At 70.8% G+C, this 18,207-nt stretch carries 19 protein-coding genes and 1 riboswitch; of the genes, 8 read left to right on the top strand and 11 right to left on the bottom strand.

Annotation, left to right across the window (positions count from 1 at the left end):
* Positions 1-61: 61 nt before the first annotated feature.
* The 4 genes from thiE to ACH4YP_RS30815 all read right to left on the bottom strand — a co-directional run bounded on the left by thiE (position 62) and on the right by ACH4YP_RS30815 (position 2,917).
* Positions 62-712 (bottom strand): thiamine phosphate synthase, encoded by a 651-nt coding sequence (gene thiE, locus ACH4YP_RS30830; protein WP_398493891.1) that lies wholly within the window; start codon positions 710-712, stop codon positions 62-64.
* 77 nt (positions 713-789) lie between these two features.
* Positions 790-1,161, bottom strand: a complete 372-nt coding sequence (locus ACH4YP_RS30825) for an Rv2175c family DNA-binding protein (RefSeq protein ID WP_361058060.1) — start codon at positions 1,159-1,161, stop codon at positions 790-792.
* Between the two features lie 115 nt (positions 1,162-1,276).
* Complete coding sequence (locus ACH4YP_RS30820) at positions 1,277-2,506, bottom strand: NAD(P)/FAD-dependent oxidoreductase (protein WP_398493888.1); 1,230 nt, start codon at positions 2,504-2,506, stop codon at positions 1,277-1,279.
* Positions 2,507-2,572: 66 nt separating this feature from the next.
* The gene (locus tag ACH4YP_RS30815) at positions 2,573-2,917 is read right to left on the bottom strand and encodes a hypothetical protein (protein ID WP_361058058.1); all 345 of its coding nucleotides are present in this window, start codon (positions 2,915-2,917) and stop codon (positions 2,573-2,575) included.
* A 52-nt stretch (positions 2,918-2,969) separates the two neighbouring features.
* Positions 2,970-3,083, top strand: a riboswitch (TPP riboswitch).
* On the opposite strand from ACH4YP_RS30815, the gene thiO reads away from it, so the two are divergent.
* The 5 genes from thiO (at position 3,081) to ACH4YP_RS30790 (ending at position 8,357) form a co-directional block, all read left to right on the top strand.
* Positions 3,081-4,277, top strand: coding sequence for a glycine oxidase ThiO (gene thiO, locus ACH4YP_RS30810; protein ID WP_398493886.1), 1,197 nt, complete (start codon positions 3,081-3,083; stop codon positions 4,275-4,277). (Overlaps the previous riboswitch by 3 nt.)
* A 2-nt stretch (positions 4,278-4,279) precedes the next feature.
* On the top strand, positions 4,280-4,480 hold the full coding sequence (gene thiS, locus ACH4YP_RS30805; RefSeq protein WP_361058121.1) for a sulfur carrier protein ThiS: 201 nt from the start codon (positions 4,280-4,282) through the stop codon (positions 4,478-4,480).
* A 3-nt stretch (positions 4,481-4,483) separates the two neighbouring features.
* Positions 4,484-5,278, top strand: coding sequence for a thiazole synthase (locus ACH4YP_RS30800; RefSeq protein WP_361058054.1), 795 nt, complete (start codon positions 4,484-4,486; stop codon positions 5,276-5,278).
* 142 nt (positions 5,279-5,420) lie between these two features.
* On the top strand, positions 5,421-7,355 hold the full coding sequence (gene pknB, locus ACH4YP_RS30795; RefSeq protein WP_398493884.1) for a Stk1 family PASTA domain-containing Ser/Thr kinase: 1,935 nt from the start codon (positions 5,421-5,423) through the stop codon (positions 7,353-7,355).
* A gap of 132 nt (positions 7,356-7,487) precedes the next feature.
* Positions 7,488-8,357 (top strand): deoxyribonuclease IV, encoded by an 870-nt coding sequence (locus tag ACH4YP_RS30790; protein WP_398493882.1) that lies wholly within the window; start codon positions 7,488-7,490, stop codon positions 8,355-8,357.
* A 47-nt stretch (positions 8,358-8,404) separates the two neighbouring features.
* Here the strand turns inward: ACH4YP_RS30790 and ACH4YP_RS30785 are convergent, their stop codons facing one another.
* Entirely contained in the window at positions 8,405-9,037 is a 633-nt protein-coding gene (locus tag ACH4YP_RS30785; protein WP_361058048.1) for a sulfite oxidase-like oxidoreductase, read from the bottom strand.
* Between the two features lie 185 nt (positions 9,038-9,222).
* Between ACH4YP_RS30785 and bfr the strand changes: the two genes are divergently transcribed.
* Positions 9,223-9,702, top strand: coding sequence for a bacterioferritin (bfr, locus tag ACH4YP_RS30780; RefSeq protein ID WP_361058046.1), 480 nt, complete (start codon positions 9,223-9,225; stop codon positions 9,700-9,702).
* Between the two features lie 13 nt (positions 9,703-9,715).
* On the opposite strand, the gene ACH4YP_RS30775 is transcribed toward bfr, so the two are convergent.
* Together ACH4YP_RS30775 and ACH4YP_RS30770 are read right to left on the bottom strand one after the other, a co-directional pair.
* Complete coding sequence (locus tag ACH4YP_RS30775; RefSeq protein WP_361058119.1) at positions 9,716-9,949, bottom strand: (2Fe-2S)-binding protein; 234 nt, start codon at positions 9,947-9,949, stop codon at positions 9,716-9,718.
* Positions 9,950-10,131: 182 nt separating this feature from the next.
* Entirely contained in the window at positions 10,132-11,484 is a 1,353-nt protein-coding gene (locus ACH4YP_RS30770; RefSeq protein ID WP_398493880.1) for a class II 3-deoxy-7-phosphoheptulonate synthase, read from the bottom strand.
* Between the two features lie 106 nt (positions 11,485-11,590).
* On the opposite strand from ACH4YP_RS30770, the gene ACH4YP_RS30765 reads away from it, so the two are divergent.
* Together ACH4YP_RS30765 and ACH4YP_RS30760 are read left to right on the top strand one after the other, a co-directional pair.
* Positions 11,591-11,692 carry a trp operon leader peptide gene (locus ACH4YP_RS30765; RefSeq protein WP_361058043.1) on the top strand — a complete coding sequence of 34 codons (102 nt, stop codon included), beginning with the start codon at positions 11,591-11,593 and terminating at the stop codon, positions 11,690-11,692.
* A 117-nt stretch (positions 11,693-11,809) separates the two neighbouring features.
* Positions 11,810-13,711 carry an anthranilate synthase family protein gene (locus tag ACH4YP_RS30760; RefSeq protein ID WP_398493878.1) on the top strand — a complete coding sequence of 634 codons (1,902 nt, stop codon included), beginning with the start codon at positions 11,810-11,812 and terminating at the stop codon, positions 13,709-13,711.
* 287 nt (positions 13,712-13,998) lie between these two features.
* Here ACH4YP_RS30760 and ACH4YP_RS30755 read toward each other — a convergent pair whose 3' ends face one another.
* From ACH4YP_RS30755 to ACH4YP_RS30740, 4 genes are all read right to left on the bottom strand, one after another.
* Positions 13,999-15,027 (bottom strand): 6-phosphofructokinase, encoded by a 1,029-nt coding sequence (locus ACH4YP_RS30755; RefSeq protein ID WP_055612065.1) that lies wholly within the window; start codon positions 15,025-15,027, stop codon positions 13,999-14,001.
* A gap of 144 nt (positions 15,028-15,171) precedes the next feature.
* Positions 15,172-15,849, bottom strand: a complete 678-nt coding sequence (locus tag ACH4YP_RS30750) for a response regulator transcription factor (RefSeq protein WP_143637911.1) — start codon at positions 15,847-15,849, stop codon at positions 15,172-15,174.
* 133 nt (positions 15,850-15,982) lie between these two features.
* The gene (gene macS, locus ACH4YP_RS30745; RefSeq protein ID WP_398493875.1) at positions 15,983-17,260 is read right to left on the bottom strand and encodes a MacS family sensor histidine kinase; all 1,278 of its coding nucleotides are present in this window, start codon (positions 17,258-17,260) and stop codon (positions 15,983-15,985) included.
* Positions 17,261-17,293: 33 nt separating this feature from the next.
* Entirely contained in the window at positions 17,294-18,082 is a 789-nt protein-coding gene (locus tag ACH4YP_RS30740) for a lysophospholipid acyltransferase family protein (RefSeq protein ID WP_361058117.1), read from the bottom strand.
* Between the last annotated feature and the right edge of the window lie 125 nt (positions 18,083-18,207).

Genomic DNA, 18,207 nt, shown 5'->3' with positions numbered 1-18,207 from the left:
TGTCGATTTGTTGTCCACCACTCGGACAACTGCCCATTCGGTCGATCCCGCCCCGGGACGCCTACGCGTGGCGCAGGCGCTTCGCGAACTCCGCCGCCGCCGCGCCCGGATCGTCGGCCTCGGTGATCGCCCGTACGACGACGACGCGGCGGGCGCCCGCTTCGAGCACCTCGTCGAGGTTGCCGAGGTCGATGCCGCCGATGGCGAACCAGGGGCGGTCCGTGACGAGCGCGGCCGTGTACCGGACCAGGTCGAGGCCCGGCGCGTGGCGGCCGGGCTTGGTGGGGGTCGGCCAGCAGGGGCCGGTGCAGAAGTAGTCCACGCCCTCCTGGGCGGCGGCGGCCGCGGCCTCCGCATCGGCGTGCGTGGAGCGGCCGATCAGGACGCCGTCGCCGAGGACGGCCCGGGCGGCGGGCACCGGAAGGTCGCCCTGGCCCAGGTGCAGCACGTCGGCGCCGATGGCGTGGGCGACGTCCGCCCGGTCGTTCACCGCGAGGAGCCTGCCGTGCCGACGGCAGGCGTCCGCGAGGACGGCGAGGTGCTCCAGCTCCTCGGCCGCCTCCATGCCCTTGTCCCGCAGCTGCACGATGTCCACGCCGTTCGCCAGGACCGCGTCCAGGAAGTCGGCGAGGTCGCCCTGGCGCTTGCGGGCGTCCGTGCAGAGGTACACCCGGGCGTCGGCGAGCCGGGCGCGTGCGGTGGATTCGGGCATGCGTGGGTCCCCCGTGTCGTGTCGGTGGCGTACGGGCCGTGAGGAACACGGCCCGTACGCCGGACGGCGTGATCAGGTCAGACGGCGAGCGCCTGGGCGCGACGCTTCACCTCCGTGCCGCGATTCTCGCTCAGAGCCTGGGCCGGCGTACCGGGCAGGCTCTCGTCGGGGGTGAAGAGCCACTCGAGCATCTCTTCGTCGGAGAAGCCGTCGTCCCGCAGGAGCGTCAGGGTGCCGGTCAGGCCCTTGACGACCTTCTGCTCGGCCCCGTCGATGAAAGCGGCGGGGACGTGCAGCGCGCGGTTCTCACCACGGCGTACGGCGATGACCTGGCCTTCCTTGACCAGTTGCCGGACGCGGGTCACCTCGACGCCGAGCAGTTCGGCGATGTCGGGGAGGGTGAGCCAGGCGGGGACGAGAGCATCGATCTTTGCGTCAATCTCGGTCACGAACACAAGCCTGCCATCTCGGACTGACAGTCGGTACCCGGGCCGGTGCGACCGTGTCACGCCCGCGGCCCCGCAGACACCGGACGACCGTCGACCGGGCGGCCCGGCGGAGCGCTCAGGCCGTCGCGCCCTTGAGCGGCGACGCGGGGTCCGAGAGCAGCCCGGAGTCCATCGGCGTGCCCGCCTCGATCAGCCGCTTCCCCTGTGCCAGGTCCCTCGGCCGGCCCACCGCCAGGACCGCGACCAGGCGGCCCTCCCGGAGCCAGCACACCGACCAGGACGGTCCGGCCGGGTCACCGCGCCGGACCATGGTGTCGGCGGACGCGTGATGGCCCGCGTACTGGACGAAGCGGCCGAACTGCTCGGACCAGAAGTACGGCACGGGGTCGTACGCGGCGGACGTCTCGCCGACGATGTTCGCGGCGACCGTGCGCGGGCCTTGGAGGGCGTTGTCCCAGTGGTGGACCAACAGGCGCTCGCCGTAGCGGCCGGACGGGAAGGAGGCGCAGTCGCCGACCGCGTACACGTCCGGGGCGGAGGTGCGCAGGTGGTCGTCCGCGACGATCTCGCGGCGGGCACCGAGTTCGATCCCGGAACCGGCCAGCCAGGCCGTGGCGGGCCGCGCCCCGATGCCGACGACGACGGCGCCCGCGGGCAGCCGTGAGCCGTCGTCGAGCACCACCTCGCCGGGCTCGACGCGCTCCACGCGCGCGTGGGTGCGCAGCACCGCCCCACTGTCCGCGTACCAGGCGGCCATCGGAGCGGCCACCTCGTCGGGCAGCACGCCGGCGAGCGGCCGGTCGGCGGCCTCCACGACGGTCACCGCGCAGCCCGCCTCGCGCGCCGCCGTGGCGAACTCGGCGCCGATCCAGCCCGCGCCCACCACCACGATGTCGTGCTGCCGGGCGAGGACGGGGCGCAGCCGCTCGGCGTCGTCGAGCGTGCGCAGCAGATGGACGCCGGGTACGCCCTGGGCGCCCGGCAGTTGGATCGGCTCGGCGCCGGTGGCGATGACGAGGACGTCGTACGGAACCGGACCGTCGGCCGTGTCGAGTTCGTGCCGCGAGGGGTGCACGCCGGTCACTTCGAGCCCCAGGCGGAGCTCCACGTCGAGCGCTTCGAAGTCGACGTCGAAGGCGGAGTCCTCGGCCTTGCCGAGCAGTACGGCCTTGGACAGCGGGGGCCGGTCGTACGGCTGGTGGGGCTCCGCGCCGATCAGGGTCACGCTTCCGGTGAAGCCCCGTTCCCGCAGGGCGACGGCGGTCTGTACACCGGCCATGCCCGCCCCGACGATCACGGCGCTGCGTCGCGCCGCCGGGCTCCGTCCCTGCGTCTGCTCACTCACACGATCACCATAGACACTGGTGAAATCGTCGGTCAGGGGGCGCGATCAGTGAGTTGTTGCACAGCGTCAGCCCTCGTTGACCTCTTCGACCACACTCGTCCCGCTGCCCTCCTGGGACTCCCACTCCCAGGTCTCCTCCAGGCGCACCCGTCCGTCGGCCAGCTCGACGACCAAGGAGACGCAGTGCCCCGACGAGGTGGTGCCGTCCACCTTCAGCTGCACGTACCGGAAGTCGAGCCGGTCGCCCGCGCGCGTGCCCACGAGGTGTCCGCGTACGACGTCACCGCCCGCGTACTCGGCCCAGATCTCGCCGTCCTTCTCGTGGTACGCGAACCGTGTGCGGGTACCCACCTGACCTGGCGCCTGGTCGGCGACCGGCGAGAGAAGGAGTCCGTCGAGCGAGCGGGCCATGCGTGAAGGCTCCCTTACAGGCTGTTGGGGCGAAGGGCTAGGGTGGCCAACGTAGAGCACTCGCGGGAGTCCGGGCGTACCGGGCTGAGAGGGAGGCTGGGACGGCCTCCGACCGTACGAACCTGATCCGGGTCATGCCGGCGAAGGGAGGGGCTGGACGCCCATGTCGCGTACACCGGAGACACCCGATACACCCCATACAGGGCACACGTCAGACGTCCTGGTCGTCGGGGGCGGGATCATCGGCCTGGTCACGGCCTGGCGGGCCGCGCAGCGCGGGTTCACGACCGCGCTCGTGGACCCGGAGCCCGGCGGCGGCGCCGCGCAGGTCGCGGCCGGGATGCTGGCCGCCGTCACCGAACTCCACTACGGCGAGCAGACCCTGCTCGGCCTCAATCTGGCCTCGGCACGCCGCTATCCGGACTTCGCGGCCGAGCTGACCGAGGCGACCGGCCAGGACCTCGGCTACCGGCAGTGCGGCACACTGGCCGTCGCGCTCGACGCCGACGACCGTGCCCATCTGCGCGAACTGCACGCCCTGCAGCGCCGGTCGGGCCTGGAGTCGGAGTGGCTGAGCGGCCGCGAGTGCCGTCGTCTGGAGCCGATGCTCGCGCCGGGGGTGCGCGGCGGGCTGCGGGTCGACGGCGACCACCAGATCGATCCCCGGCGGCTCGCCGGGGCCCTGGTCACGGCCTGCGAGCGGGCCGGAGTGGCCTTCCACCGGACATGGGCCGACCGCCTGACCGTCGTACGCGACCGGGCCGCCGGAGTCGTCACTGCGGACGGCACCGCGCTCTCGGCGGGCCAGATCGTGCTCGCCGGGGGCAGCCTCAGCGGCCGTCTGACGGGCGTCCCCGACGACGTGCTGCCGCCGGTGCGCCCCGTGAAGGGACAGGTGCTGCGGCTGACCGTCCCGAAGCGGTTCGCGCCCTTCCTGAGCCGTAGCGTGCGGGCCGTCGTGCGCGGCAGCCACGTCTATCTGGTGCCGCGCGAGAACGGCGAGCTGGTCGTCGGCGCGACCAGCGAGGAGCTGGGCTGGGACACCACGGTGACCGCCGGCGGCGTGTACGAGCTGCTGCGGGACGCCCACGAACTCGTCCCCGGCATCACCGAGCTGCCGCTCACCGAGACACGGGCCGGACTGCGCCCGGGCTCCCCCGACAACGCGCCCCTGCTCGGCCCGACCGAACTCCCGGGGCTGCTGCTCGCGACCGGCCACTACCGCAACGGCGTACTGCTGACGCCCGTCACCGGGGACGCCATGGCACACGCCCTGACCACCGGTGAACTCCCGGACGAGGCCCGCCCGTTCACACCCAGGCGGTTCGGCGCCGCCGCACTCTCGGAGCAGCACGCATGAGCATGAGCGTCTTCGTCAACGGGGAGCGGCGGCAGCTGGCCCCGGACACCGCCCTCGACACCCTCGTCGCCGCCCTCACCGCGGCTCCCTCCGGTGTCGCCGCCGCACTCAACGAAACCGTCGTCCCGCGCGCGCAGTGGTCGAAGACCCTCCTCTCCGAGGGAGACCGCGTCGAAGTCCTCACCGCCGTCCAAGGAGGCTGACCCATGGCCGACGATCCCTTCGTCCTCGGCGGTACGTCCTTCGCGTCCCGTCTGATCATGGGCACCGGTGGTGCGCCCAGCCTCGACGTCCTGGAGCGCTCGCTCGTGGCGTCCGGCACGGAGCTGACGACGGTCGCGATGCGCCGCGTGAGCCCCGAGGCCCACGGCTCGGTCCTGTCCGTGCTGGAACGGCTGGGCATCCGCGTACTGCCCAACACGGCGGGCTGTTTCACCGCGGGGGAGGCCGTGCTGACGGCCCGCCTCGCGCGTGAGGCGCTCGGCACGGACCTCGTGAAGCTGGAGGTCATCGCCGACGAGCGGACGCTGCTGCCCGACCCGATCGAGCTGCTCGACGCGGCCGAGACCCTGGTCGACGACGGCTTCACCGTCCTCCCGTACACGAACGACGACCCGGTGCTCGCCCGCAAACTGGAGGACGTGGGGTGCGCCGCGGTCATGCCGCTCGGCTCGCCGATCGGGTCCGGTCTCGGCATCCGCAACCCGCACAACTTCCAGCTGATCGTGGAGCACGCGCGCGTGCCGGTGATCCTGGACGCGGGCGCCGGTACGGCGTCGGACGCGGCGCTCGCCATGGAGCTGGGGTGCGCGGGTGTGATGCTCGCCTCGGCCGTGACCCGGGCGCAGGAGCCGGTGCTGATGGCCGAGGGCATGCGGCACGCGGTCGAGGCGGGCCGGCTCGCGTACCGCGCCGGGCGCATCCCGCGCCGCCACTTCGCCGAGGCGTCGTCTCCCGTGGAGGGTGTCGCCCGGTTGGACCCGGAAAGGCCTGCTTTCTGACTTTTGGCCTGAACACCTGTCTGAATCCAGGCGCCGCACGGTATCGCTCACCGTGCGACGTCCGTCACAGCTCGGCTGCAGTACCGCCCCGGAATCACCCGTCCTGGCGGCGTTGACAGTGGCGGCTCGTACACTCACCTGCGTGGATACGACCCTTCAGGACCCGCTCGTGGGGCACGTGCTCGACGGCCGCTACCGCGTCGACGCGCGCATCGCGGTCGGCGGGATGGCCACGGTCTACCGTGCCGTGGACACCCGCCTGGACCGGGTGCTCGCGCTCAAGGTGATGCACCCGACGCTGGCGGCCGACGCCTCGTTCGTCGACCGCTTCATCCGCGAGGCCAAGTCGGTGGCCAGGCTCGCCCACCCGAACGTGGTGCAGGTCTTCGACCAGGGCACGGACGGCAGTTACGTCTACCTGGCGATGGAGTACGTGGCCGGATGCACCCTGCGCGACGTGCTGCGCGAGCGCGGGGCGCTGCAGCCGCGGGCCGCGCTGGACGTCCTGGAGCCGGTCCTCGCCGCGCTCGGCGCCGCGCACCGCGCCGGGTTCGTGCACCGCGACATGAAGCCGGAGAACGTCCTGATAGGGGACGACGGCCGGGTGAAGGTGGCGGACTTCGGTCTCGTACGGGCCGTGGACACGGTCACCAGCACGACGGGAGCCGTGCTCGGCACGGTGTCGTATCTCGCGCCGGAACAGATAGAGAACGACACGGCCGACCCCCGGGTCGACGTGTACGCCTGCGGCATCCTCCTCTTCGAGATGCTGACCGGTGACCGCCCGCACTACGGGGACTCCCCCGCCGCGGTGCTCTACAAGCACCTCCACGAGGACGTGCCCCAGCCGTCGGCGTCCGTGCCGGGCCTGGCCCACGAGCTCGACGAGCTGGTCACGACGGCCACCGCACGCAACCCCGACCTCCGCCCGTACGACGCCGTCGCGCTGCTCTCGCAGGTCCTGGACGCACGGAACGCGCTGAGCGCCGACCAGCTGGACGCCGTCCCGCCGCAGGCGGTCGCCACGGACCACCAGAACGCCGACGACCGTACGAGCGTGATCCCGCTCTCGCTTTCGGTACCGCGGCCGCTCCCGGTGAACGACGACGACGCCGAGCTGCACCGCACGAGCTATCTGCCGTCCCCGCCGCCCGAACCGCCGCGCCGCGGACGTGGCGGCCGTATGGCGGCGCCCCGCCGCGGTCTGATCGCGATCGTCGCCGCGGTACTGCTGGCCCTCGGCCTGGGAGCGGGCGTCTGGTACATCAACTCCGGCCAGTTCACCACGGTCCCCGGGGTGCTCTCCAAGACCGAGGCCCAGGCCAGGAAGCAGCTCACGGGCGCCGGTATCGACGTGAAGGACGTCAAGCGCGGCTACAGCGACACCGTCAAGCGCGGCCGGGTCATCAGCAGCGACCCGAAGCCCGGCGCCCGGATCCGGGACAACGACTCCGTGACGCTGACGGTCTCCAAGGGCCCGGAGATCGTGCGCGTGCCGGACCTGGGGGGCTACTCGCTGGACAAGGCCAAGCAGCGCCTGAAGAGCGAGGGCCTGGTCGCGGGCATGGTCACCAAGGGCTTCAGCGACAGCGTGCCCGTGGGCTTCGTGATCCGTACGGAACCGGGGGCGGGCACCGAGCGCCGCGGTGGTTCGGCGATCGCGCTCACCGTCAGCAAGGGCAGCCCGGTGGACGTGCCCGACGTCGTGGGTGACGACCTCGCCGACGCCAAGCAGGAGCTGGAGGACGCCGGCCTGACGGTCGAGGTCGCCTCCGAGCAGGTCACGTCCGAGTACGAGGCCGGTCAGGTCGCCAAGCAGTCACCGGACCCCGACACCAAGGCGGGCGGCGGTGACACCGTCACGCTGACGGTGTCCAAGGGCCCGGAGATGATCGAGGTCCCGGACGTCGTGGGCGACAGCGTCGACGACGCGAAGCAGGAGCTGGAAGCGGCCGGCTTCGAGGTCGAGGAGGACCGCGGTCTGCTCGGCCTCTTCGGCGACACGGTCAAGAGCCAGTCGGTGGACGGCGGCGACACGGCGCCCGAGGGATCGACGATCACCATCGAGATCCGCTGACGACACGGACGGCACAGCAGCACACGGGCGCCGCGGGCACACAGGTGCACAGGCAGGCATGCCGGGCACGCAGGCACCCGCGGGGACATGGCCGCCGACGGGGCGACCGGGACCGCGTGACACCCTGAAGGGGTGAGCACTCAGCAGTCCCGCAACCCCGTCGGCGGCCATGTCCCCGTCGCCGGAGGCCTCGCCTCCGTCGGCCTCTCGTACGCGCGCGAGCTGGCCGCCGAGACCGTCCAGGTCTTCGTCGCCAACCCGCGCGGCTGGGCGACTCCGCCCGGAAACCCGCTCCAGGACGACGAGTTCCGCGCGGCCTGTACCGCCGAGTCGATCCCGGCGTACGTCCACGCGCCCTATCTGATCAACTTCGGCTCGCACACCGAGGCGACCGTGGAGAAGTCGGTGGAGTCGCTGCGGCACTCGCTGCGGCGCGGGCGGGCGATCGGGGCGCTGGGCGTCGTCGTGCACACGGGCTCCGCGACCGGCGGCCGGGAGCGCTCGGTCGCGCTGAAGCAGGTCCGCGAGTATCTGCTGCCGCTGCTCGACGAGCTGACCCACGACGACGACCCGTTCCTGCTGCTGGAGTCGACCGCCGGACAGGGCTCCTCGCTCTGCTCACGCACCTGGGACTTCGGGCCGTACTTCGAGGCGCTGGACTCCCATCCGAAGCTGGGCGTCTGCCTGGACACCTGCCACATCTTCGCGGCGGGCCACGACCTCACGGGGCCCAGCGGGATGCACCAGACGCTCGACCTGCTGGTCGACACGGTCGGCGAGGGCCGGCTGAAGCTGATCCACGCCAACGACTCCAAGGACGTGGCCGGCGCCCACAAGGACCGCCACGAGAACATCGGCGCCGGGCACATCGGCGAGGACCCGTTCCGTGCGCTGATGACCCACCCCGCCACCGAGGGCGTACCGCTGATCATCGAGACGCCCGGCGGCAAGGAGGGGCACGCGGCGGACGTGGAGCGGCTGAAGAAGCTCCGGGACGGCTGAGCGAAGCCTCCAGAAGGCCAGAAGGCCCAGGGAAGGAAGCGCCGGGCCTACAGCTCGGGGCCGTCCCCGGGCTCCTCCTGGTACGAGTAGCGCTGCTCGCGCCAGGGGTCGCCGATGTTGTGGTAGCCGCGCTCCTCCCAGAAGCCGCGGCGGTCGGCCGTCATGTACTCGACGCCGCGGACCCACTTGGGGCCCTTCCACGCGTACAGCTGCGGCACCACGAGGCGCAGCGGAAAGCCGTGTTCCGCGGTGAGCAGCTCGCCGTCCTTGTGGGTGGCGAAGATGGCGCGGTCGGACGCGAAGTCGTCGAGGCGCAGATTCGAGCTGAAGCCGTACTCCGCCCAGACCATCACATGGGTGACGGTGGGTGCCGGCGGGGCGATCTCCAGGATCGTACGGGCCGGGATGCCGCCCCACTCCGCACCGATCATGCTGAACTTGGTGACGCAGTGCAGATCGGCCACGACCGTGGCATACGGCAGGGCCGTGAACTCCTCGTGGGTCCAGCAGTGCTTCTCGCTGTCGGCGGTGGCGCCGAAGACCCTGAACTCCCAGCGCTCGGGGCGGAACTTCGGCACGGGCCCGTAGTGCGTGACCGGCCAGCCCCGCTGAAGTCGCTGCCCCGGCGGAAGCTCCGACTGCGCTGCTTCTCCAGATTCACGACCCACCGGCTGACCCATGACTCCATCCTGACAGACCCCGGACGATGGGCATGACCAGGTACGCACCGACTCTGACAACTCGGCACTAACAGGACTAAGCAAGTACTTACTTACTAAGCATGCACTTACTGGACGATCTTCTACGCCGGTGCAATCATGCGGCGCAACCTGCCAGTTCCCCCCGCTTGGAAGGAGCCTCTGCGATGCAGGGCGACCCCGAGGTCATCGAATTCCTCAACGAGCAGCTGACCGCCGAACTCACCGCGATCAACCAGTACTTCCTGCACGCGAAGATGCAGGAGAACTTCGGCTGGACGAAGCTCGCGAAGTACACGCGGCACGAGTCCATCGACGAGATGAAGCACGCGGAGATCCTGACCGACCGCATCCTCTTCCTGGACGGCCTGCCGAACTACCAGCGGCTGTTCCACGTCCGCGTCGGGCAGACGGTCACGGAGATGTTCCAGGCGGACCGGCAGGTCGAGGTCGAGGCGATCGACCGGCTCAAGCGCGGTATCGAGGTGATGCGGAACAAGGGCGACATCACGTCCGCGAACATCTTCGAGTCGATCCTCGAGGACGAGGAGCACCACATCGACTATTTGGACACCCAGCTGGAGCTGGTGGAGAAGCTCGGCGAGGCGCTCTACATCGCGCAGCTCATCGAGCAGCCGGACAGCTGAGCCGGCCGGACGGTCAAGCGGCCTCTTCCAGCTCTTCCACTTCGGAGAGCACGGGCACGCCCTGGTCGGCCAGCTCACGCCGGGGGTACTCACCCCTGCCCAGCAGTGCCTGAATGCGTCGTACGCACGAGCCGCAGTCGGTGCCCGCCTTGCAGGCCGACGCTATCTGGCGGGGGGTGCAGGCGCCGCCCTCCGCGTGCTTCTTCACCTGCGCCTCGGTCACTCCGAAGCAGTTGCAGACGTACACGCGGTTCACCTCCCGACGGGCTCGTTGGGTCGTCGCGCCATCCCGATAGTCGGTGAGGCTAACCTAACCTTACCCGCCGGACCGGGGCCGCAAAAGTGCGATGGGGCGCGGATCGTATGTGATCCGCGCCCCAACACATGCCCTCGCATGTCCGTGTAACAGCCGAACCGGCTGTTGATCTACTACTGGTCCCGGTACATCTCCGCCACCAGGAACGCCAGGTCAAGGGACTGGCTGCGGTTCAGGCGCGGGTCGCAGGCCGTCTCGTAGCGCTGGTGCAGGTCGTCGACGAAGATCTCGTCGCCGCCGCCCACGCACTCGGTGACGTCGTCACCGGTGAGCTCGACGTGGATGCCGCCCGGGTGGGTGCCCAGACCCTTGTGGACCTCGAAGAAGCCCTTGACCTCGTCGAGCACGTCGTCGAAGCGGCGGGTCTTGTGGCCGGAGGCCGCCTCGTAGGTGTTGCCGTGCATCGGGTCGGTGATCCAGGCGACGGTCGCGCCCGAGGCGGTGACCTTCTCGACCAGCTCGGGCAGCTTGTCGCGGACCTTGTCGGCGCCCATGCGGACGATGAAGGTCAGCCGGCCGGGCTCGCGGTCCGGGTCGAGGCGCTCGATGTACTGCAGCGCGTCCTCGGCCGTCGTCGTCGGGCCCAGCTTGACGCCGACCGGGTTGCGGATCTTCGAGGCGAACTCGATGTGCGCGCCGTCCAGCTGACGGGTGCGCTCACCGATCCACACCATGTGCCCGGAGACGTCGTACAGATGGCCCGTACGGGAATCGACCCTGGTCAGCGCCGATTCGTAGTCGAGGAGCAGCGCCTCGTGGGAGGCGTAGAACTCGACGGTCTTGAACTCCTCCGGGTCGGCCCCGCAGGCGTGCATGAAGTTCAGCGCCTGGTCGATCTCGCGCGCCAGCTGCTCGTAGCGCTGCCCCGACGGCGAGGTCTTCACGAAGTCCTGGTTCCAGGCGTGCACCTGACGCAGGTCGGCGTAACCGCCGGTGGTGAAGGCGCGCACCAGGTTGAGCGTGGAGGCGGAGGCGTTGTACATCCGCTTCAGGCGCTCGGGGTCCGGGACGCGGGCCTTCTCGTTGAACTCGAAGCCGTTGACCGAGTCGCCGCGGTAGGTCGGCAGGGTCACGCCGTCGCGGGTCTCGGTGTTCTTGGAGCGCGGCTTGGAGTACTGGCCGGCGATGCGGCCGACCTTCACGACCGGCACGGACGCCGCGTACGTGAGGACGGCGCCCATCTGGAGCAGGGTCTTGAGCTTGTTGCGGATGTGGTCGGCTGACACGGCGTCGAAGGCCTCGGCGCAGTCGCCGCCCTGAAGCAGGAACGCCTCGCCCTTGGCGACGGCTGCCAGCCGGGCGCGCAGCTGGTCGCACTCGCCGGCGAAGACGAGCGGCGGATACGACTCGAGGTCCGCGATCACATCGCGCAGAGCCTCGGCATCGGGGTACTCGGGCTGCTGCGCCGCGGGCAGGTCTCGCCAGGTGTTGCCAGCGCTTGCGCTGGACTTAGCGTTCACGGTCACGACCTCAACATTACGGGGTCGTGTCGGGCGTCCATCCCCATGCTCATCAATTGAGACGGGCCGCGCTCGATCGAACGCCCCGCTGTGTGCGCCGGCACCCGCCCATATGCACGCCGTCACACAGGGTGTCGCATGGGGTAGGGTGCGGCGCATGTTCGCGCATTCGACCCAGAACTGGTGGTGGACCGCTCATCCGGCGGCCCACTGACTGCGCGTACGCAAGACTTCGCGAAGGCCGCCCGAGGGGCGGCCTTCGGTGTTTTCGCGACCGGGACCGTTCCTCTCCAGCCCTCTCCCACGAGACGCCGAGAAGGAACCCGGACCCATGAATCTGCTCGACCTGCCGGCCGATCCCCGCCCGTTCGCCCTGCTGCGCCGCCGCACGCCGGGCCATGATCACGACACCGTCGAGCTGCTGCTCGGCCCGGTCACCGAGTACGAGCGGCTGGCCGACATCCCCGAGGGCCTCGCCCTCGTCCCGTTCCGCCAGATCCGGGAGCGCGGCTTCGACGTCCGCGACGACGGCACCCCGCTCGCCGTGCTCACCCCCGAGGAGTCGTACGAACTCCCCCTGGAGCAGGCCCTGTCGGAGCTGCCCGCGCACGACGTGCGGGTCGAGGGAGGTGGCTTCGACGTCGCGGACGAGGCGTACGCGGAGATCGTCGGGCGGGTGCTGCGCGAGGAGATCGGGCGGGGCGAGGGCGCGAACTTCGTCATCCGGCGGACGTACGAGGGCGAGATCCCGGGGTTCGGACGGGCCGACGCGCTGGCACTCTTCCGGCGGCTGCTGGTCGGCGAGCGGGGGGCGTACTGGACGTTCGTGGTGCACACCGGAGAGCGGACGCTGGTCGGGGCGAGCCCTGAAGTACATGTCCGGATGTCCGGCGGGACCGTCGTGATGAACCCGATCAGCGGGACGTACCGCTATCCCGCCGAGGGGCCGACGCCGGAGGACCTGCTGGAGTTCCTGGCCGACGGCAAGGAGATCGAGGAGCTCTCGATGGTCGTCGACGAGGAGCTCAAGATGATGTGCACGGTCGGTGACATGGGTGGTGTCGTGATCGGGCCGCGGCTGAAGGAGATGGCCCATCTCGCGCACACCGAGTACGAGTTGCGGGGCAAGTCGTCGCTGGACGTGCGGGAGGTGCTGAAGGAGACCATGTTCGCGGCGACGGTCACCGGGTCGCCGGTGCAGAACGCCTGCCGGGTCATCGAGCGGTACGAGCCCCTCGGGCGGGACGGTGTCGGGCGCGGGTACTACGCCGGGGCGCTGGCGTTGATCGGGCGCGACTCCGGCGGGGCCCAGACCCTCGACTCGCCCATTCTCATCCGGACCGCCGACATCGACGGGGGCGGCCGGCTGCGGGTCCCGGTCGGCGCGACGCTCGTACGGGGGTCGGACCCGGCGAGCGAGGTCGCCGAGACGCATGCGAAGGCGGCCGGGGTGCTGGCGGCGCTGGGGGTACGCCCCGGTCGGCCGCGGGAGCTGGACGTACGGGCGAGTCTCGCGGACGATCCGCGGGTGCGGGCGGCGCTGGACGGGCGGCGGGCGGCCCTTGCGCCGTTCTGGCTGCGGATGCAGGAGCGGTCGGCCGAGCTGGAGGGCCATGCGCTGGTCGTGGACGGGGAGGACACCTTCACGGCGATGCTCGCGCATCTGCTGCGCTCGTCGGGGCTCGCGGTGACCGTCCGGCGGTTCGACGAGCCGGGGCTGCGGGAGGCGGTGCTCGCGCACGAGGGTCCGCTGGTGCTGGGGCCCGGTCCGGGGGACCCCTCGGACACTACGGACCCGAAGATGGTCTTCCTGCGCGGGCTGACCGCGGAGGTGATCCGGAGCCACCGGCACGGCGTGCTGGGGGTCTGCCTCGGGCATGAGCTGATCGCGGCGGAGCTGGGCCTGGAGACCGTCCGCAAGGAGGTCCCCTACCAGGGTGCCCAGACGGACATCGACCTCTTCGGGCGGACGGAGACCGTTGGCTTCTACAACAGCTTCGTGGCGCGGTGCGACGACGAGGCGGCGGTGGAACTGGCGGCCCACGGGGTCGAGGTCAGCCGCAGCGGGGCGGGCGAGGTGCACGCGCTGCGCGGGCCCGGGTTCGCCGGGGTCCAGTTCCATCCGGAGTCGGTGCTGACGCTGCGCGGCGCGGACGTCGTACGGGAACTGGTGGCTCGGGTGGTTGCGGGGGCCGGCACCGGCACGTTCTCGGAGCGGCGGCCCGCCGTGTAGTCGCGGACGTCCTCCACCGAGGGGTTCTCGCCCCCGCCGCCCCTACACTCCCCCACTCTCGGCTTCTCCCCCAGCCTCCGGCCGGGAGGTGCCCCCAGAGCGGGGGGACCCCCATCGTCCCTTACTCAGGGGCTCCGCCCCCGAACCCCCGCTCCTCAAACGCCGGAGGGGCTGATTTTCAGCCCGTCCGGCGTTTGAGGACGAGCGCGTCAGCGCGATACGGGGGTCTGGGGGCGCAGCCCCCAGGGACGGGACGGGAAGGGGCGGCGGGGGCGAGGGAAACGCGGTCAGCCGAAGAAGACTCCGACCTCCGCGTAGAGGCGGGGGTCCACCGTTTTCAGGCGGGCCGTGGCCTCGGCGATGGGGACGCGGACGATGTCGGTGCCCTGGAGGGCGACCATCTTGCCGAAGTCGCCGTCGCGGACGGCCTCGATGGCGTGGAGGCCGAAGCGGGTGGCGAGCCAGCGGTCGAAGGCGCTCGGGGTACCGCCCCGCTGGACATGGCCGAGGACCGTCGTGCGGGCCTCCTTGCCCGTGCGGCGCTCGATCTCCTTGGACAGCCACTCCCCCACCCCGGAGAGCCGGACATGCCCGAAGGAGTCCAGCGACCCGTCCTTGAGGACCATGTCGCCGTCCTTGGGCATCGCCCCCTCCGCGACGACCACGATCGGCGCGTACGAGGCCTTGAAGCGCGAGGTCACCCACGCACAGACCTGGTCGACGTCGAAGCGCTGCTCGGGGATGAGGATGACGTTCGCGCCGCCCGCGAGACCCGAGTGGAGCGCGATCCAGCCCGCGTGCCGCCCCATCACCTCGCAGACGAGCACCCGCATGTGCGACTCGGCGGTGGTGTGCAACCGGTCGATCGCCTCGGTCGCGATACCCACGGCGGTGTCGAAGCCGAAGGTGTAGTCCGTGGCCGACAAGTCGTTGTCGATGGTCTTCGGGACACCGACCACCGGGACTCCGTACTCGTCCGTGAGACGCGCGGCGACACCCAGCGTGTCCTCGCCGCCGATCGCGATGAGCGCGTCGACCTCCAGCTTGGCGAGGTTCTCCTTGATCCGGCGGATGCCGTTCTCGACCTTGAGGGGGTTGGTGCGCGAGGAGCCGATGATGGTGCCGCCGCGGGGCAGGATGCCGCGCACGGCCGGAATGTCGAGCCGGACGGCGTCACCTTCCAGGGGCCCCCGCCAGCCGTCCCGGAAGCCGGTGAAGTCGTAGCCGTACTCCTGCACGCCCTTGCGGACGATGCCCCGGATGACGGCGTTGAGCCCGGGGCAGTCGCCGCCTCCGGTCAGTACTCCGACCCGCATGGAAAAGTCCCTTCGCCGCGGTTGACTGATGGGACTCACGCTAATAGTGATCCAGGTCACTTCAGCAGAGGGCGGAAGGTCAATTCCGGTGAATTGTGCGGGGGTTGATCACGCGTCTTCACTCTTTGGTGGGACGCGGACGGTTTACGCGTCGTCGAGGCCCCGCTCTATGGCATAGCGCACCAGCTCCACACGGTTGTGGAGCTGAAGCTTGCCCAGGGTGTTCTGCACATGGTTCTGGACCGTGCGGTGGGAGATCACCAGGCGCTCGGCGATCTGCTTGTAGCTCAGGCCCTTGGCGACCAGCCGGAGCACCTCGGTCTCACGGTCGGTGAGCTGCGGGGCCCTGGGCTCGTCGCCGCCCGTGGCGGGTCCGGGGTCGGAGGCGAGTCTGCGGTACTCGCCGAGGACCAGGCCCGCGAGCCCGGGCGTGAAGACGGGGTCCCCGACGGCCGTGCGGCGCACCGCGTCGATCAGCTCGTCCGTGGACGCCGACTTGAGCAGATAGCCGGTGGCCCCCGACTTGACCGCCTCCAGGACGTCCGCGTGCTCGCCGCTCGCGGAGAGGACCAGGACGCGCAGGGCGGGATTGGCCCCGACCAGTTCCTTGCAGACCTGCACACCGGGCTTGGCCGGCAGGTTCAGGTCGAGGACGAGGACGTCGGGGGCGGCGGCCTGCGCCCGGCGCACCGCCTGCTCGCCGTCGCCCGCCGTGGCGACCACGTCGAACCCGGACTCGGCCAGGTCGCGCGCGACCGCGTCGCGCCACATGGGGTGGTCGTCCACCACCATGACCCTGATCGGGCCCTGTCCGTCACTCATCGCCGCCCTGCCTTCGCCATGGCCTCCGTCGTCCTGCCTGTCGTCTGCCTCGTCGACTCCCGCATCGACTTCCCCGTCGACCTCCGCGGCGACTTTCCCGTCGACTTCTGCGGCGACTTCCCTGTCGGCCTTGTCATCGCTGTTCCGCCTTCCCCCATGAACTCTTCGGGTCCTTCACATTCGTCACGCCCGTCGTGCCCGCCGCATTCGCCGCGTCCGTCTTCGGAACCTTCAGTTCGACCTCCGTGCCCTGGCCCGGCACCGAGATCAGTTCGGCCGTGCCCCCGATCTCGCGCAGCCGTCCGCGGATCGAGAGGGCCACGCCGAGGCGGCCCTCCCCCTCGGCCTGGGCGAGCCGGCCCTCGGGGATGCCGGGGCCGTCGTCGCGTACGGTCACGATCACCTCGTCCGGCTCGTCCTCGACCAGGATCCACGCGCGGGCGTCCGCGCCCACGTGCCGGTGGACGTTGTCCAGGGCGGCCCCGACGGCGGCGGCCAGCTCCTTCGCGGCGGCCGGGTCGAGCGGCACCGGGGTGCCCGGCGCGGAGAAGGTCACCTTCGCGGTGGCGTACGGGGCGAGCAGCGCGCGCAGGTCGCAGGGGCCGCCGTCGTCCGGGTCCGGCTCGTCCACCGCGCGCACCAGGGCGCCCTCGGCCTCGTCCTCGGACACACGTGAGACCGGTACGAGCCCGCCCGAGACCAGGGTGCGCAGCGCGACCTCCTGCTCGCCCGCGAGACGGCCCAGGTCCGCGGCCTCGCCGCCGAGTGCGGAACCGCGCCGCTGCACCATGGCCAGCACCTGGAGGACGCCGTCGTGGATGTCACGGGCCAGCCGCTCCCGCTCGCGCGTCGCGGCCTCGATCTCCAGGGCGCGGGCGAGGGTGCGCTCGGAGGCGCGGGCCACCTCGACGACGTATCCGATGGCGATGGAGGCGACCCAGACGAGCAGCACGTTGTGGAGGGTGTCCTGGCTGAACGCGCCGCGCTGGACGACGTTGGCGACGCCGACGAGCGCCGAGGCGAAGGCCGCCCAGCGCCAGCCGCCCTTGATCGCGAACGCCAGCACGGAACCCGCGGTCCATATCGACGGGAGGGTCGGGCCGCCTGCCACGATCCGGTCGTGGGCGTCCACGACCGGCGTGAGGAGGATGCCGGTGAGCGCGATGGTCAGGTCGGCGGCGAGGAAGCGCTTGGTGCAGCTGGCCGCGTTGGCCACCCTGGGCAGAGTTCCGAAGGTCCACGCGATGAGCACCAGGTAGTAGCCGATGGCCACTTCGGGACGGACGAAGCTGCCGTAGTGCGTGGCGAAGAGGCCGATCGCGTAGAACATCGTCAGGACGCGGTACCCGGTCAGCGCGCGCCACAGGGGCTGCTCGACCGACATTCTCATGACTATCTCGCGCTTGGCCATGTCCCCCACTACCCCATCCCCCGACGGCCGCGTCTAGGAGTCGGACCGTTCCTTATCGTCCTTCTCGTCCTTCTCGGTCTGCTCCCGCGCCTGCTCGGCTTCCTTCTGGGCTTCCTTGAGCGCCTGCTTCTGCGCCTTCGCCTCGTCCGCGATCTGCCGTTTGGCGGCCGTCGCGTAGATGTCGACGTACTCCTGCCCGGAGAGCTTCATGATCTCGTACATGACCTCGTCGGTCAGGGCGCGCAGGACGAACCGGTCGTGCTCCATGCCGTTGTACCGGCTGAAGTCCAGCGGCCTGCCGATGCGGATGCCCGGGCGCATCAGCTTGGGCATCACCTTGCCGGGCGGCTGGATCTTCTCCGTGTCGATCATGGCGACCGGGATGACGGGAGCGCCGGTGGCGAGGGCCACGCGCGCGAGGCCGCCGGGCTTGCCCCGGTAGAGGCGGCCGTCGGGCGACCGCGTGCCCTCGGGATAGATGCCGAACAGCTCGCCGCGTTCGAGGACGTCCACGCCGCTCTTGATCGCCGCCTCGCCCGCGCCGCGCCCTCCGGAGCGGTCCACCGGCAGCTGGCCGACGCCCTTGAAGAAGGCGGCCGTCATCCGGCCCTTGACCCCGGGGGTCGTGAAGTACTCGGCCTTCGCGATGAACGTCACCTTGCGGTCCAGGACCGCGGGCAGGAAGAACGAGTCCGAGAACGACAGGTGATTGCTCGCCAGGATGGCCGGGCCCTCGGCGGGAATGTTCTCGAGGCCTTCCACCCAGGGCCTGAAAGCGAGCTTCAGGGGCCCTCCGATGGAAAACTTCATTGCGCCGTAGATCAACCGAGTGCCTCCTGTGTCTGTCGGTCAGACCTTAACCCGGAGCACTGTCAAAGGGCCCGACGGCCCTGGTCGGTGTCAGTGCGGTCGCGTACGGTGAAGTACGCCTCGAAGCTTCGGGGTGG

Source organism: Streptomyces sp. NPDC020747 (assembly GCF_044334695.1).
Taxonomy (GTDB): Bacteria; Actinomycetota; Actinomycetes; order Streptomycetales; family Streptomycetaceae; genus Streptomyces.
This window is presented reverse-complemented; position numbering and strand designations above follow the sequence as displayed.